This window comes from Azohydromonas aeria (assembly GCF_009760915.1).
In the GTDB taxonomy this organism is placed as follows: domain Bacteria; phylum Pseudomonadota; class Gammaproteobacteria; order Burkholderiales; family Burkholderiaceae_C; genus Azohydromonas; species Azohydromonas aeria.
In genome coordinates, this window is sequence record NZ_VIDQ01000023.1 from 14,892 (window position 1) to 29,015 (window position 14,124).

Genomic DNA, 14,124 nt, shown 5'->3' on the forward strand with positions numbered 1-14,124 from the left:
CTTGGGGTGAGGTGGGCTCCTTAAAATGCCCCATGGGTTCCCCGTCGATCACTTCCGAACAAGCCGCCGCCGCTGCCACTGCCGCCGAGGGCACGCCGGCCGTGCCGAACGCGCTGCTGCGCCACCTCAACCCCGAACAGCTCGCCGCCGTGACGCAGCCGGCGGAGCCGGCGCTGATCCTGGCCGGCGCCGGCTCGGGCAAGACCCGCGTGCTGACCACGCGCATCGCCTGGCTGCTGCAGACCGGGCAGGTCTCGCCCGGCGGCATCCTGGCCGTAACCTTCACCAACAAGGCGGCCAAGGAAATGATGGCCCGCCTCACCGCGCTGCTGCCCGTGAGCGTGCGCGGCATGTGGATCGGCACCTTCCACGGCCTGTGCAACCGGCTGCTGCGCGCGCACTGGAAGCAGGCCGGGCTGCCGCAGGGCTTCCAGATCCTGGACTCGGCCGACTCCGTCTCTGCCGTCAAGCGCGTCATCAAGACCATGAAGCTCGACGAGGAGCGCTTCGTGCCGAAGCAGGTGAGCTGGTTCATCGCCGCCTGCAAGGAAGACGGCAAGCGGCCGGGCAACGTGGAAGCGCTGGACCCGCACACGCGCCAGCTCGTGGCCATCTACGCCGCCTATGAAGACCAGTGCCAGCGCGAGGGCGTGGTCGATTTCGCCGAGCTGATGCTGCGCAGCTACGAGCTGCTGCGCGACAACGAGGCGCTGGCCGCGCACTACCGGCACCGCTTCCGCCACCTGCTGGTGGACGAGTTCCAGGACACCAACCGGCTGCAGTACGCGTGGCTGAAGATGCTGGCGCCGCCGGGGGGCGGGCAGGGCGTGTTCGCCGTGGGCGACGACGACCAGTCGATCTACGGCTTCCGCGGCGCGCGCGTGGGCAACATGGCCGACTTCGAGCGCGAGTACCGCGTGCGGCGCGTGGTGAAGCTGGAGCACAACTACCGCAGCTACGGGAACATCCTCGACGCCGCCAACGGCCTGATCGCGCGCAACAGCCGCCGCCTGGGCAAGAACCTGCGCACCGAGGCCGGCCCGGGCGAGCCGGTGCGGGTGCACGAGAGCGTGAGCGACTACGCCGAGGCGCAGTGGCTGATCGAGGAGGCGCAGCTGCTGCACCGCGGCGGGCTGCCGCGCAGCGAGATCGCCATCCTCTACCGCTCCAACGCGCAGAGCCGGGTGCTGGAAAGCGGGCTGTTCAACGCCGGCATCCCGTACCGCGTCTATGGCGGCCTGCGCTTCTTCGAGCGCGCGGAGGTCAAGCACGCGCTGGCCTACCTGCGGCTGGTCGAGAACCCGCACGACGACACCAGCTTCCTGCGCGTCGTGAACTTCCCGACCCGGGGCATCGGCGCGCGCAGCATCGAGCAGCTCACCGACGCCGCGCGCGCCAGCGGCCGCAGCCTGCACCAGAGCGTGGGCGCGGTCACGGGCCGGGCCGGGGCCAACCTGGCGGCGTTCAACAACCTGATCCTGCGGCTGCGCGAGGAGACCCGGGGGCTGACGCTGCGCGAGATCATCGGCCGCATGCTGCAGGCCAGCGGGCTGCTGGACTTCTACCGCGCCGAGAAGGACGGGCAGGACCGCATCGAGAACCTGGAGGAACTCGTCAACGCCGCCGAGGCCTTCGTGACGCAGGAGGGCTTCGGCAAGGAGGCCGTGGCGCTGCCGCTGGACGAGCTGCGCCCCGAGGGCGAGCCGCCCGCCGGGCCGGCCGAGTTGATTCCCGACGCCGAGACGGGTGAGATCGTCAGCCCGCTCTCCGCGTTCCTGACGCACGCCTCGCTGGAGGCGGGCGACAACCAGGCCAACGCCGGCTCCGACGCCATCCAGCTCATGACCGTGCACTCGGCCAAGGGCCTGGAGTTCGATGCGGTGTTCATCACCGGGCTGGAGGAGGGGCTGTTTCCGCACGAGAACTCGCTCTCCGACGCCGACGGGCTGGAGGAGGAGCGGCGGCTGATGTACGTGGCCATCACACGCGCCCGGAAACGCCTGTACCTGAGCTTCAGCCAGACGCGGCTGCTGCACGGGCAGACCCGCTACAACGTCAAGAGCCGCTTCTTCGACGAGCTGCCGGAGGGCGCGCTGAAATGGATCACGCCGCGCACCGGCTTCCAGAGCGCCACCAGCTTCACGCCGCGGCAGGCGTGGCAGCAGGCGGCTTCTTCCCCGTTCCAATCCCAGGCGCGCAAGGAGCCGGCGCCGAAACCGCTGATTCCGAAGGCCGTGCCGTCACACGGGCTGACGGTGGGCAAGGCGGTGTTCCACAACAAGTTCGGTGAAGGCGTCGTGGTGACGCTCGAAGGCACCGGGGAAGACACCCGCGCCGAGGTGAATTTCGGGCGGCATGGGCGGAAATGGCTGGCGTTGTCGGTGGCGAAATTGACGCCGATTGATTGAGCAGAAATGAGGCTGCCAGCCGCGGGACTTGGCAGCCAGTTCCGCTGTGTTCGCGCAGGAATTGACAAGCTTTTTGCCAAGCTGCGCGACGCTTGCGAGAGCCGTTGCATTTCATGCTCAAAAGAAATTCCGGTTTGCAGTCATCTCAATTTGTCATGAATAGGCGAATTGTTGCGGGTTGCGCAGTGCTGAATTTTGAGTGTGCTGGATGCGGCTGACATGTATTGTTTCTTGCCACCCCGCGAATCCATGGTTGATTACGGCAATATGTCGCCTATCTTGAGTTTTGCCGAATGTGTTTGGTGTAACTCTTGATGGAGATTGGCATGGTTGATTTTCCTCGCGTCAAGGCAGGATCGTTGGTATTTGCCGCGGCATCAATGCTTGCCTCAGTGTCGGCGCAGGCGGATATTATCGGTGTCTCCTGGTTTTCGTCGCCTATCGGAGGATTGCTGAGAATTGACGAGAAAACAGGTGCCGTCAAGGCTGTTTATGAGTCGCCGGTCAGTCGAATGAACTCACTGGCGCAGGATGCCGCTGGCAACCTCTATTCCATCGGGCAATTTGATTCGTATGCCTTCACGGGCCTGGTCAAGATCAATCCCCGCAACGGCAAAATAACGCCAGTCTCCGAAGTGCTCGACGACATCCGGGCACTTTCCTTTTCCAGGGACAACGTGCTCTACGGCATCCGGGCAGGGAATGAGTTCGGAGAGGACCCCAGTCAGCTGGTCTCAATCGATATTCTCTCGGGTGCCGTTACGCTCATTGGCTCCAACGGTGGTCCGCCCAGTAGCCTTCAAGGGCTGGCATTCACGCCGTCAGGTATTTTGTACGGCTGGGACGTCGGTCCGGTCGGCGTGGGGCAGGGGCTTGTCACCGTGAATCCCTTGACTGGGGACATCACGGATGTAAATCCGGGAATCGGTGGCAGCGCCCTGGATATACAGGGTTTGACATTCGCGCCGGATGGTGCGCTTTATGGTGCGCGCGAAGCGTTGTACAAGATCGACCTCGAGACTGGCGCATTGTCTCAAGTCAGCGCCGGCAGTTATGCTGATATTCGAGGTATAGAGTATGTGAACGTGGTTCCCGAGCCGGCTGCGTACCTGATGTTCATTATGGGTTTGTCCGGGATGGGGTGGGTGAGCAGGAATCGAAATTCACCAGCGAAGAAATAAAGACTCGCCTGGGCTCAGGCAGGACGTTCGGGGCTGCCGGATCTCCAAAATTTGGCTGGGAAGCCTGCTGCAACCAAAGTGGGCATCCTGATCGGTTTTCAGGGTTTTTCTTCCTCTCCCCCCGCCACCACATCCACCGTCTTCTCAATCACCTTCCCGGTGACCGATATCCCGGTGCTCACGACAGCCCCGGTCACGGAAATCGCCGCCCCCGCCGCAGCCCCGGCCACCGTGACCACGGCGCAGCCGGACAGCGTCGAGAGCAGCAGCGCCGTCAGCGCAGCCAGGAGGAGCGGGCGTTGGTATTTCATGGCGTCGATTCTCAAGGCGCGTGGTTGCACGCGGGTTTCACCAAAGCTTCACGGCCGTGACATGTGCCCGTCATGGCGGGCTCCGACACTGCGCGGCATCGCTGCCGAAGCGCAGCCCGCCCTACCGGAATCCCTGACATGCCCCACCTGAGCGAAAAATTCCTGGCCGCCTCCCGGCTGGCCCTGGGACTGCCGCCGGCGCCGCCGGCGGCGACGAAGCAGCCCGTCGAGCAGGAAGAGGCCGACGACTACCGTGCCGCCGTGCGGCGCCACTTCGCCGCCGAGGCCAAGCTCATGCCGCCCCGTTGGTCGGCGCCTGGTCCTTCGGCGCCTCGTCGCTCGTCGCCGGCTCGCTCCAGCCAAAGCTGTCGCTGAAGGTGAAGTAGAGCGAGACGTAGAAGGCGCAGCTGAACATCAGCCCCGCCGGCAGCGCCGCCACGCCGGCCAGCTCGCGCGCGCCCAGCAGCGCGAACAGCGTGCCCAGCACCAGCGTGAAACCCATCACCAGCGCGATCCAGGTCAGCCCGTAGACCACCAGCGCGCCGCGGTTGCGCCAGCAGGCGATCCAGCTGCTGAACAGCGATTGCGCCGCGCCCTGCTCGCCCCACCACACCAGGGCCGGCGCGTGCCAGAAGGGCAGCGCCAGCAGCGTGGTCAGCACCGTGCGCAGCACCAGGCCGAACTGCAGCCGCGCGTCCTTCATCAGCAGCGCCGGGTCGCCGCCCTCGGTCATCATCTCCAGGTGCAGCTGCTCGAAGCGGCCGCCATCCACCCAGTCGCTGAAGGCGGCGATCAGCGCCGTCGCCACCCCGTACACCGCGCACAGCATCAGCAGCGACTTGCGGCGCGACTTCTGCCGGCCCTGCATCAGCTCCACGTACTGCCCCGGGTGCACCGGCTTGCCGCCCAAGGCGCCGCGCGTGGACACCATGAAGGCCAGCGACAGCAGCGGCAGCGCCATCATCACCACGATGGGCCCCAGCACCGGCAGCGACATCACGAACAGCGCCACGAACAGGAACGACACGAACAGCAGCGTGAAGCCCATGGGCCGGCGCAGGAACAGCGCGAAGCCGCGCCGCACCCAGGCCACGCCCTGGCGCGGCGGCAGGCTCTGCAGCTGCAGGGGCGGCGGGGGCAGCGGGATCGTCATGCGTCGCGTTCTTCCTGGGGATGCCACGGCGTGGCGACTCGCGCGCGCAGCACGCGCTCGAAATGCAGGGGGTCGTGCGGCTTGAGCATGCTGGCGTCGCGCGGCAGGTGCAGGTCCCACAGCCGCGAGATCCAGAAGCGCAGCGCCCCCGCGCGCAGCAGCGCGGGCAGCAGCCGGCGCTCGGCGCCGCTCAAGGGGCGCACGCGCTCGTACGCCGCCACGAAGGCCGCCGCGCGCTCGTCCACGCCGCGGCCGCTGTCGAGGTCGATGCACCAGTCGTTCAGGCACACCGCGATGTCGAACAGGAAGGTATCGACCCCGGCGAAGTAGAAGTCGAAGAAGCCGGTCAGGCGCTCGCGCCCGGGCAGGCCCTCGAACATGACGTTGTCGCGGAACAGGTCGGCATGCACCGGGCCGCGCGGCAGCTCCTGGAACGCGGCGGACGCGGCCAGCGTCTCCTGGAAGGCCAGCTCCCCGGTGATGAGCTCGCGCTGCTCGGCGGTCAGGAAGGGCAGCACGACGGGCACCGTCTCGCGCCACCAGGGCAGGCCGCGCAGGTTGGGCTGCATCAGCGGGAAGTCGGCGCCGGCCAGGTGCATGCGCGCCAGCATCTCGCCGACCTGCTCGCAGTGGTGCTGGTCGGGCGCGAGCTGGTGGCCGCCGGCGAGCTTGTTGACCAGCGCCGCGGGCTTGCCCTTGAGCTGGTGCAGGATCTGGTCGTTGTCGTCGGAGCGCGGCTCGGGCACGGGGATGCCGCGCTGCGCCAGGTGGCGCATCAGGTGCAGGTAGAAGGGCAGCTGCTCGAAGGTCAGGCGCTCGAACAGCGTCAGCACCCATTCGCCCTGCGTGGTGCTGACGAAGTAGTTGGTGTTCTCGATGCCGGCGCCGATGCCGCGCAGCGCGGTGACGGTGCCCACGTCCAGCGTGGCGACGAAGGCGGAAGCCTCGTCCAGGCTCACTTCGGTGAAGACGGCCATCGCTGGGTCAGAAATTGAAGACGTTCCACACCCGGCGCCCGGCGGCGCCGCGGCGGCTGCTGGGATCGGAGCCGATGTCGGTGGCGCCGCTGTCCGGGATCACCTCGTAGGCCGCGCCGTTGCGCGGCTGCACGTGGATGCGCTGGGTCTGGCCGCGCACGCGCAGCTCCTCGATGCGGTTGCCCTCGTCCTGGATCACGATCTGCTGGACCTTGGGTTCGGGCACGGGCTGGCGCTGCGTCGGGGCGGGGTCGGTCTGGGCGGCCAGCGGCAGCACCGCGCTCAGCGCGGCCAGCGCCACGGCAGGGCGGAGGAGGGCATTCATGTGAGGCATTGTAGGAGCGCGGCCTTGCGACTCCGGGCCGCCGTGAACGGCATGCGGCCTGATTGACAATCCGCCGGATGAGCGAGAACAAGACCCTCCTGCTGGTGGACGGCTCCAGCTACCTGTACCGCGCCTACCACGCGCTGCCCGACCTGCGCGGCCCCGGCGGCGTGCCCACCGGCGCGCTGCACGGCATGGTGGCCATGATGCAAAGGCTGCGCGAGCAGGTGCCCGCGGCGCACGCGGTGTGCGTCTTCGACGCCCCGGGCCGCACCTTCCGCGACGACATGTACGCCGACTACAAGGCGCAGCGCGCGCCCATGCCCGAGGCGCTGGCCGAGCAGATCGAGCCGATCCACGAGGTGGTCAAGCTGCTGGGCTGGCCGGTGCTGCAGGTCGAGGGCGTGGAGGCCGACGACGTGATCGGCACCCTCGCGCGCACCGCCGCCGAAGCCGGGCACGAGGTGGTCGTCTCCACCGGCGACAAGGACCTGGCGCAGCTGGTCACGCCGCAGATAAAACTCATCGACACGATGAAGAACGAGTGGCTCGACGAGGCCGGCGTGCAGGCGAAATTCGGCGTGCCGCCGGAGCGCATCGTCGATTACCTGACGCTGGTGGGCGACACCTCGGACAACATTCCCGGCGTCGAGAAGGTCGGCCCGAAGACCGCCGCCAAGTGGATCGCCGAGCACGGCTCGCTCGACGGCGTGATCGCCGCGGCCGACAAGATCAAGGGCGTGGCCGGCGAGAACCTGCGCAAGGCGCTGGACTGGCTGCCCACGGGCCGGCAGCTCGTCACCGTGCGCTGCGACTGCGACCTGGCGAAACACGTCCCGGGCTGGCCGGCGATCGATGCGCTGGCGCAGCGCCCGGTGCAGCGCGACGACTTGTTGGCCTTCTACACGCGCTACGGCTTCAAGACGCTCAAGCGCGAGCTGGAGGAGCAGATCGCCATGGCCGGCCGCGCCGATGCGGAAGGCGACCTGGTCACGCTGATGGAGACGGCCAGCACGCCGGTGGAAAAGCGCTACGAGACGGTGCTCACCCTGGAGGCGCTGGAGCGCTGGATCGAAAAGATCGACGCCGCGCCGCTGACCGCGCTGGACACCGAGACCGACTCGCTCGACTCGCTGCGGGCGCGCATCGTGGGGCTGTCGCTGTCGGTCGAGCCGGGCGAGGCCTGCTACGTGCCGCTGCGCCACGACTACGCCGGCGCGCCCGAGCAGCTGCCGCTGGAAACCGTGCTGGAGAAGCTGCGGCCCTGGCTGGAGGACGAAGGCAAGCCGAAGCTCGGCCAGCACGCCAAGTACGACCTGCACGTGTTCGAGAACGCCGGCGTCACCGTGCGCGGCTACGTGCACGACACGCTGCTGGAAAGCTACGTGCTCGAAGCCCACAAGCCGCACTCGCTGGAGAGCCTGGCGGACCGGCACCTGAACCGCCGCGGCCTGAGCTACGAGGACCTGTGCGGGAAGGGGGCGAACAAGATCCCGTTCGCGCAGGTGGACATCGAGCGCGCGAGCGAATACGCCTGCGAGGACGCCGAGATGTGCGTGCAGGTGCACCGCACGCTGTGGCCGCGCGTGGAGGCCGACGCCGGGCTGCTGCGCGTGTACCGCGAGATCGAGATGCCCGTCTCCGCGCTGCTGGCGCGCATGGAGCGCACGGGGGTGCTGATCGACGCCGCCGTGCTGGCGAAGCAGAGCCACGAGATCGGGCAGCGGCTGCTGGCGCTGGAGCAGGAGGTGCACACGCTCGCGGGCCAGCCCTTCAACCTGGGCAGCCCGAAGCAGCTGGGCGAGATCCTGTTCAACAAGCTGGGGCTCAACCCGGTGAAGAAGACGGCCAGCGGCGCGCCGTCCACCGACGAGGAGGTGCTGGAGAAGCTGGCGCTGGACCATCCGCTGCCGGCGCGGCTGCTGGAGCACCGCGGCCTCTCGAAGCTCAAGAGCACTTACACAGATAAATTGCCGCAGATGGTGAACCCGGACACGGGCCGGGTGCACACCACCTACGCGCAGGCGGTGGCGGTGACGGGGCGGCTGTCGAGCAACGAGCCCAACCTGCAGAACATCCCCATCCGCACGCCCGAAGGCCGGCGCGTGCGCGAGGCCTTCATCGCGCCCGAAGGCTGCGTGATCGCCAGCGCCGACTACTCGCAGATCGAGCTGCGCATCATGGCCCACATCAGCGGCGACGAAGGGCTGCTCGGCGCCTTCACCAGCGGCGACGACGTGCACCGGGCCACCGCGGCGGAAGTCTTCGGCGTGGCCGCGGCGGACGTGAACAGCGAGCAGCGCCGCTATGCCAAGACCATCAACTTCGGGCTCATCTACGGCATGGGCGAGTTCGGGCTGGCACGGCGCCTGGGCATCGAGACCAAGGCGGCGCGCACCTACATCGAGCGCTACTTCGCGCGCTATCCCGGCGTGAAGCGCTACATGGACGAGACGCGCGCGCGGGCCGCGGAACAGGGCTACGTGGAGACGGTGTTCGGGCGGCGGCTGTACCTGCCCGAGATCCGCGGCGGCAGCGGACCGCGCCGCGCCGAGGCCGAGCGCCAGGCCGTCAATGCGCCGATGCAGGGCACGGCGGCGGACCTGATCAAGCTGGCGATGCTGGCGGTGCAGCGCGCGCTCGACGAGCAAGGCAAGCTCACGCGCATCGTGCTGCAGGTGCACGACGAACTGGTGTTCGAGGTGCCCGAGGCCGAGCTGGACTGGGTGAAGGTGGAAGTCCCGAAGCTCATGGCCGGCGTGGCCGAGCTGAAGGTGCCGCTGCTGGCCGAGGTCGGGGTGGGGCGCAACTGGGACGAGGCGCATTGAGCCCCGTTCATTGGAGGCACTGAAAAGAACCCGTTCGGGCTGAGCCTGTCGAAGCCCCTGGTGGCGTTCCGTGCGCCTGCCCTTCGACAGGCTCAGGGCGAACGGGGAAAGGCACTTCCGGCGAACGAGTCGGTTCCGTATGCCGCGCGCAGCGGGGCTTCGACAGGCTCAGCCCGAACGGAATTTCTGTGCGCGGGGCGTTGCTAAGATGCGCGCCCCTTGCCCGCCGCGCCCTTCACCGCGGCGCGGCGCTCCCCCTTCGCAGGCCCCGTCCCGGCGCGGCCGTCCGCTTCCTTCCATGACCCTTGCGTACATCGTCGCCGCCACGCTGCTGGGCGGGCTGCTTTCGGTGCTGATCGCCGCGCAGCTCACGCTGTCGGTGCTGGGACGGCTGGTCAAGAACCTGGTGAGCCTGTCGGCCGGCGTGCTGCTGGGCACGGCGCTGCTCAACGTGCTGCCCGAGGCCTTCGAGGACTCGGACGACGCGCACGGGCTGTTCCTGACACTGCTGGGCGGGTTGCTGTTCTTCTTTCTGCTGGAGAAGGCCGAGCTCTACCGCCACGGCCACCACCACGAAGGGGACGACCCGCACCACCACCACCATCACGGCTTCGACGCGGAGCAGGCCGGCAAGGGCGGCTGGAGCGTGCTGCTGGGCGACAGCATCCACAACTTTTGCGACGGCATCATCATCGCCGCGGCCTTCCTGGCGGACACCTCGCTGGGCATCGCCACGGCGCTGGCGGTGATCGTGCACGAGATCCCGCAGGAGGTGGGCGACTACATCGTGCTGCTCAACGCCGGCTTCTCGCGCCGGCGCGCGCTCGCCTACAACGCGCTGTCGGGGCTGGCCGCGGTGGTGGGCGGCGTGGTGGGCTACCTGGTGGTCGAGCCGTGGAAGCCGCTGTTCCCGTACCTGCTGGTGGTGGCTTCCAGCAGTTTCATCTACGTCGCGGTGGCGGACCTGCTGCCGCAGCTGCAGCGCCGGCTGGGCCTGCGCGACACGCTGGCGCAGCTGGGCTGGCTGGCGGCGGGGCTGGGCGTGGTGCTGGTGGCGACGCGGGCGCTGCATCACTGACACAACTTCCCAACTTCACGAGTCGAGTCGGTCTGTTTTCCGTTCGTCCTGAGGTATCGAAGGATGAACGGCCCGCACGGTGTGCGGGCGTCAGAGCCTGTCGGATTCGGCCTTCGATGCGCGTAGCGCACCCTGTGCTGAGGTATCGAAGCATCAGTCCGAACGGTTCGGACAGTCAGCGGTTTCCGGGCTGCATGTCAGCCTCCCGGATTCGCCCTTCGATACCTCAGGGCGAACGGGAAAGGAGGCGTCCGGCGACTACTCCCTGTCCACGATCACCGCACCACCAGCACCGGGATGCTGGCGTGCGTGAGCACCTTCTGCGTCTCGCTGCCCAGCAGCAGCGCGGCCACGCCGCGGCGGCCGTGAGAGGCCATGACGATGAGGTCGCAACCCTGCTCCTTCGCCTGGTCGCAGATGGCTTCCCAGGGGTGCAGCGCCTCGACGGTGAGCGCCTTGCACGGCACGCCGGAGGCGGCCGCGGCCTGCAGCACGCTCTGCACGCGCTGGCTGGCGATGCGCTCCTGCGCGTCGAAGAACTCCTGCGGCGGCGTGGGCTGCATCTCGGAGATGGCGCCGTAGGGGAAGGGCTCCTTGGCGCTCAGGGTGACGAGTTCCGCGCCGCACAGCTTGGCCAGGTCGATCGCCTGGCGCGCGGCCTTGGCGGTGATCTCGGAACCGTCGGTGGGGACGAGGATGCGCTGGTACATGAGGAACTCCTTCTGCCGGGTTTGTGAATGCGCCCGCAAGGGCGGTGTAAGGAGTGTCGCGCCGGCGACGGGTTGCGTCTTGAGCCGCGTCAAGCCCGCGCCACGGGGCGGGATGGGTCGGCGCACCACTCGCTCCATGAGCCGGGGTAGAGCACCGTGGTTCCCAGCCCGGCGTGCTCGAAGGCCAGCACGTTGTGACAGGCCGTCACGCCCGAGCCGCACTGCTGCACCACCGCGGCCGCTTCGGTGCCGGCGAGCAGCGGCGCGAGCTCGGCGCGCAGTTCATCGGGCGCCTTGAAGCGGCCGTCGGGCCGCAGGTTGAGCTTGAAGAAGCGGTTCAGCGCGCCGGGGATGTGGCCGGCCACGGCGTCGAGCGGCTCCACGTCGCCGCGGTAGCGCTCGGGGGCGCGGGCGTCCAGCACGCGCAGCCGGCCCAGTTGCGCGAGCAACGCATCGGCCTGCAGCGTGGGCATGGTGGCGGCCGGGGACGGCGCCGCGGCGTAGGCGGGCGCGGCGGCCTCGCGTGCGGGCGCGCCGGTGTCGAGCGCGCCGCCGGCCTCGACCCAGGCCTGGCGCCCGCCGTCGAGCACCGCCACCGCGTCGTGGCCCAGCCAGCGCAGCAGCCACCAGGCACGCGCGGCGTACATGCCGCCCTGCGCGTCGTAGGCCACCGCCTGCACGCCCGGGCGCAGGCCGAGCGAGGCCATCAGCGCCGCGGCCGCCTCGCGCGCGGGCAGCGGGTGCCGGCCGGGGAAGCGGCCGTCGGCGTCGCGCGCGGCCGGGGCGCTGAGGTCGCGCTCCAGGTGCAGGTAGTGCGCGCCGGGCAGGTGGCCCTCGGCGTAGGCGCGCGCGCCGACATCGGGGTCGGCCAGGTCGAAGCCGCAGTCCAGCAGCAGCAGCGGGGCGCCTTCGCGCTGCAGCGCCTGCAGCTCGGCCACGGTGATCAGGGTGCGGTAGGGCATGGCGGGAGTGAATGGGTCGCGGGGACTGCGATTGTGGGCGTGTCAGGCCCCCACGCCGCGGCTGCGCAGCCAGGTGGCGGCCAGGCCCGCCGCGACGATCAGCCCGATGCCCGCCAGCGCGCCCAGCGTGAGCGGGTCGCCGAACACCAGCGCGCCCAGCGCAAAGGAGAACACGATGCCGCTGTACTGCAGGCTGGCATTGCTGAGCGTGCGGCCGATGGCGTAGGCGCGCGTCATGAGCATCTGGCCCAGCGTGGCCAGCACGCCGATGGCCAGCAGCAGCGCCAGGCCGCGCCCGCTGTGCGCATGCATGCCCGTGAAGGCCATGCCCAGCGCCCCGGCGGCCATGCCGCCCAGCGAGAAGTAGAAGACGATGCGGTACTCGGGCTCGCCGGCCTGGCCCAGCGCCTGCACCTGCAGGTAGGCCGAGGCGGCGAGCAGACCCGAGGCCAGCCCGGCCAGGCCGTAGCCGAGCTGGTCCGGGTTGAAGGTCGGGCGCAGCACCAGCACCACGCCGGCGAAGCCGGCCAGCACGGCCGCCACCAGCCGCGCGTCCACGCGCTGCCCGCGGCCCAGCAGCGCCGCGCCCACCAGGAAGGCCGCCATCCACACCGAGGACATGTAGTTCAGCGTCATGGCCGTGGCCAGCGGCAGCCCGGCCAGGGAGTGGAACCACAGCGTCAGCGCGCACACGCCGGTGAGGCTGCGCTGGCCGTGCTGGCGCACCAGCCGCGTGCGCAGCGTGCCGCCGCGCAGCGGCGCCAGCACGGCGATGAAGACCGCGCCGACCAGGCCCCGGTAGAACACGATCTCGGGCGTGGCGTACTGCGCCGAGGCCAGCTTGATGCACAGCCCCATGGTGGCAAAGAGCAGCGAGGCGCAAAGGATCAACAGCGGCGCGGACATCGCGCGATTGTCGGCGCCGCAAATGCGGCGGCCGCCCGGAGGCGGCCGCGTGCGGGAACTGCAGGAAGCGGTGAAGCGGTGAAGGGGAAAGCGTCAGGCGTCAGGCGGCCAGCGGCAGCTCGTCCTGCGGACGCGCCTGCAGCCGCTGCAGCTGGGCGCGGGCATGGGGCAGCAGCCGCTCGCGGCGGTCGACGTAGGCGTCGAGCAGCGCCTCGGGGTCGCGCGGCGGGGGCATGCGCCGCAGCAGCATCTCTTCCCAGCGCATGCCGGCAAGCAGGCGGCGCCGGCCGTCGGCGAAGAAGCTCCACCAGGCGGCGCTGTCGGGCTCCATGCGCAGGCCCTGGAACAGGGCGTGGCGGCAGGCCCGTCGTCGCGCCTGCAGCGCCAGCGCGGCATGCTCGGGCGCGCCGGCCAGCGGCAGCACCTCCGCCAGCGCCGCGTCGCGCGCCGCCACGAAGGCCAGCAGCTCGCGCAGCGCGGCACAACGCAGCATCGGGCGCTCGCGCCGGAGGCCGTTGATCTTGTCGAGGTAGATGCGGATCGTCTGGTGATCGTCGCGAACCGTGTTGCACAGCGCCTGCATGGGTGAGGTACCTCCCAAAGGGGGATTCTCAGCCCAGGCAAGCGGTGTGCCAGACCCTCAAACGGTGGGCACCGAAAGGGCTGCCGCCAGCCCGAAACCAAGGAGCCAGCCGGCCACCACGTCGGCCACGTGGTGCGCACCCAGCGCCACGCGCGCCGCGCCCACGGCCAGCGGCAGCAGCACGCCCAGCATCCAGGCGCCGGTGCGCAGCGCGTCGGTGGGCAGCAGCGGCGCGGTGATGGCCGCGGCCGTGAGCCACCAGGCGCTGGCCATGAGGGTGTGGTTGCTCGGAAACGAGCTGCCGAAGGTGATGCTGTTCACCGCCGCCGCGGGCCGCACCAGGTCGGTGCGGTGCTTGAGCCAGCGGCCCAGCGGCCCGGGCAGTGCGGTGGCCAGCGCCAGGGCCAGCGCGGCATCGGTGCCGCCGGCGGCCCACAGTGCCGGCGCGGCCACCAGGCCCAGCAGCGCCACCAGCGTCGCCGAGCCCAGCGCGGAGATGTCCTGCGCCGCCGCCACCACGCGCGGATGCCGGCAGCGCGCGGCGACGACGGCGGCCACGCGCCGCTCCAGCGCCTGCCAGCGCCGCCAGCCGCCCAGGCGCGGCGCGGCCCACAGCAGCAGCGCCGCCGCGGCCAGCGGCAGGAACAGCAGCAGCCAGCGCGCGGCCATCAGCGGTACACCTTCTGAAACGAAAAAGGCCGG

Annotated in this window: 13 protein-coding genes; 4 read left to right on the top strand and 9 right to left on the bottom strand. The window is 69.6% G+C overall.

Translation table 11 applies throughout. From position 1 onward, the window contains the following. Positions 1-32 precede the first annotated feature (32 nt). Together FJ694_RS15240 and FJ694_RS15245 are read left to right on the top strand one after the other, a co-directional pair. Positions 33-2,408 carry a UvrD-helicase domain-containing protein gene (locus FJ694_RS15240; protein ID WP_157268100.1) on the top strand — a complete coding sequence of 792 codons (2,376 nt, stop codon included), beginning with the start codon at positions 33-35 and terminating at the stop codon, positions 2,406-2,408. 326 nt (positions 2,409-2,734) lie between these two features. Beyond that, positions 2,735-3,589, top strand: coding sequence for a PEP-CTERM sorting domain-containing protein (locus FJ694_RS15245; protein WP_157268101.1), 855 nt, complete (start codon positions 2,735-2,737; stop codon positions 3,587-3,589). A gap of 98 nt (positions 3,590-3,687) precedes the next feature. Here FJ694_RS15245 and FJ694_RS15250 read toward each other — a convergent pair whose 3' ends face one another. The 4 genes from FJ694_RS15250 to FJ694_RS15265 form a co-directional block, all read right to left on the bottom strand. Further along, complete coding sequence (locus FJ694_RS15250; RefSeq protein WP_157268102.1) at positions 3,688-3,900, bottom strand: hypothetical protein; 213 nt, start codon at positions 3,898-3,900, stop codon at positions 3,688-3,690. Between the two features lie 292 nt (positions 3,901-4,192). Beyond that, positions 4,193-5,053 (bottom strand): BPSS1780 family membrane protein, encoded by an 861-nt coding sequence (locus FJ694_RS15255; protein ID WP_157268103.1) that lies wholly within the window; start codon positions 5,051-5,053, stop codon positions 4,193-4,195. Then, complete coding sequence (locus tag FJ694_RS15260) at positions 5,050-6,030, bottom strand: homoserine kinase (RefSeq protein ID WP_157268104.1); 981 nt, start codon at positions 6,028-6,030, stop codon at positions 5,050-5,052. The genes FJ694_RS15255 and FJ694_RS15260 overlap by 4 nt, the downstream gene beginning before the upstream one ends. A 7-nt stretch (positions 6,031-6,037) precedes the next feature. Beyond that, entirely contained in the window at positions 6,038-6,355 is a 318-nt protein-coding gene (locus tag FJ694_RS15265; RefSeq protein WP_232540049.1) for a DUF2782 domain-containing protein, read from the bottom strand. 77 nt (positions 6,356-6,432) lie between these two features. On the opposite strand from FJ694_RS15265, the gene polA reads away from it, so the two are divergent. Continuing rightward, complete coding sequence (polA, locus tag FJ694_RS15270; protein WP_157268106.1) at positions 6,433-9,183, top strand: DNA polymerase I; 2,751 nt, start codon at positions 6,433-6,435, stop codon at positions 9,181-9,183. Between the two features lie 298 nt (positions 9,184-9,481). Then, positions 9,482-10,261, top strand: coding sequence for a ZIP family metal transporter (locus FJ694_RS15275; protein WP_157268107.1), 780 nt, complete (start codon positions 9,482-9,484; stop codon positions 10,259-10,261). 275 nt (positions 10,262-10,536) lie between these two features. Here FJ694_RS15275 and FJ694_RS15280 read toward each other — a convergent pair whose 3' ends face one another. From FJ694_RS15280 to FJ694_RS15300, 5 genes are all read right to left on the bottom strand, one after another. After that, positions 10,537-10,971: a universal stress protein gene (locus FJ694_RS15280; protein WP_157268108.1), complete on the bottom strand. Its 435-nt coding sequence runs from the start codon at positions 10,969-10,971 to the stop codon at positions 10,537-10,539. An 89-nt stretch (positions 10,972-11,060) separates the two neighbouring features. Beyond that, the gene (locus FJ694_RS15285) at positions 11,061-11,933 is read right to left on the bottom strand and encodes a sulfurtransferase (protein WP_157268109.1); all 873 of its coding nucleotides are present in this window, start codon (positions 11,931-11,933) and stop codon (positions 11,061-11,063) included. Positions 11,934-11,975: 42 nt separating this feature from the next. Further along, a complete protein-coding gene (locus FJ694_RS15290) occupies positions 11,976-12,839 on the bottom strand; it encodes a DMT family transporter (protein ID WP_157268110.1) in 864 nt (287 codons plus the stop codon). A gap of 100 nt (positions 12,840-12,939) precedes the next feature. Next, the gene (locus tag FJ694_RS15295; RefSeq protein WP_157268111.1) at positions 12,940-13,422 is read right to left on the bottom strand and encodes a hypothetical protein; all 483 of its coding nucleotides are present in this window, start codon (positions 13,420-13,422) and stop codon (positions 12,940-12,942) included. Positions 13,423-13,479: 57 nt separating this feature from the next. Then, the gene (locus FJ694_RS15300) at positions 13,480-14,091 is read right to left on the bottom strand and encodes a phosphatase PAP2 family protein (RefSeq protein ID WP_157268112.1); all 612 of its coding nucleotides are present in this window, start codon (positions 14,089-14,091) and stop codon (positions 13,480-13,482) included. Positions 14,092-14,124 lie beyond the last annotated feature (33 nt).

Excerpts from the sequence above, each read along its gene's own strand:
- FJ694_RS15240 (WP_157268100.1), top strand. The coding sequence starts at position 33 with ATGGGTTCCCCGTCGATCACTTCCGAACAAGCCGCCGCCGCTGCCACT.
- FJ694_RS15245 (WP_157268101.1), top strand. The coding sequence starts at position 2,735 with ATGGTTGATTTTCCTCGCGTCAAGGCAGGATCGTTGGTATTTGCCGCG.
- FJ694_RS15250 (WP_157268102.1), bottom strand. The coding sequence starts at position 3,900 with ATGAAATACCAACGCCCGCTCCTCCTGGCTGCGCTGACGGCGCTGCTG.
- FJ694_RS15255 (WP_157268103.1), bottom strand. The coding sequence starts at position 5,053 with ATGACGATCCCGCTGCCCCCGCCGCCCCTGCAGCTGCAGAGCCTGCCG.
- FJ694_RS15260 (WP_157268104.1), bottom strand. The coding sequence starts at position 6,030 with ATGGCCGTCTTCACCGAAGTGAGCCTGGACGAGGCTTCCGCCTTCGTC.
- FJ694_RS15265 (WP_232540049.1), bottom strand. The coding sequence starts at position 6,355 with ATGAATGCCCTCCTCCGCCCTGCCGTGGCGCTGGCCGCGCTGAGCGCG.
- polA (WP_157268106.1), top strand. The coding sequence starts at position 6,433 with ATGAGCGAGAACAAGACCCTCCTGCTGGTGGACGGCTCCAGCTACCTG.
- FJ694_RS15275 (WP_157268107.1), top strand. The coding sequence starts at position 9,482 with ATGACCCTTGCGTACATCGTCGCCGCCACGCTGCTGGGCGGGCTGCTT.
- FJ694_RS15280 (WP_157268108.1), bottom strand. The coding sequence starts at position 10,971 with ATGTACCAGCGCATCCTCGTCCCCACCGACGGTTCCGAGATCACCGCC.
- FJ694_RS15285 (WP_157268109.1), bottom strand. The coding sequence starts at position 11,933 with ATGCCCTACCGCACCCTGATCACCGTGGCCGAGCTGCAGGCGCTGCAG.
- FJ694_RS15290 (WP_157268110.1), bottom strand. The coding sequence starts at position 12,839 with ATGTCCGCGCCGCTGTTGATCCTTTGCGCCTCGCTGCTCTTTGCCACC.
- FJ694_RS15295 (WP_157268111.1), bottom strand. The coding sequence starts at position 13,422 with ATGCAGGCGCTGTGCAACACGGTTCGCGACGATCACCAGACGATCCGC.
- FJ694_RS15300 (WP_157268112.1), bottom strand. The coding sequence starts at position 14,091 with ATGGCCGCGCGCTGGCTGCTGCTGTTCCTGCCGCTGGCCGCGGCGGCG.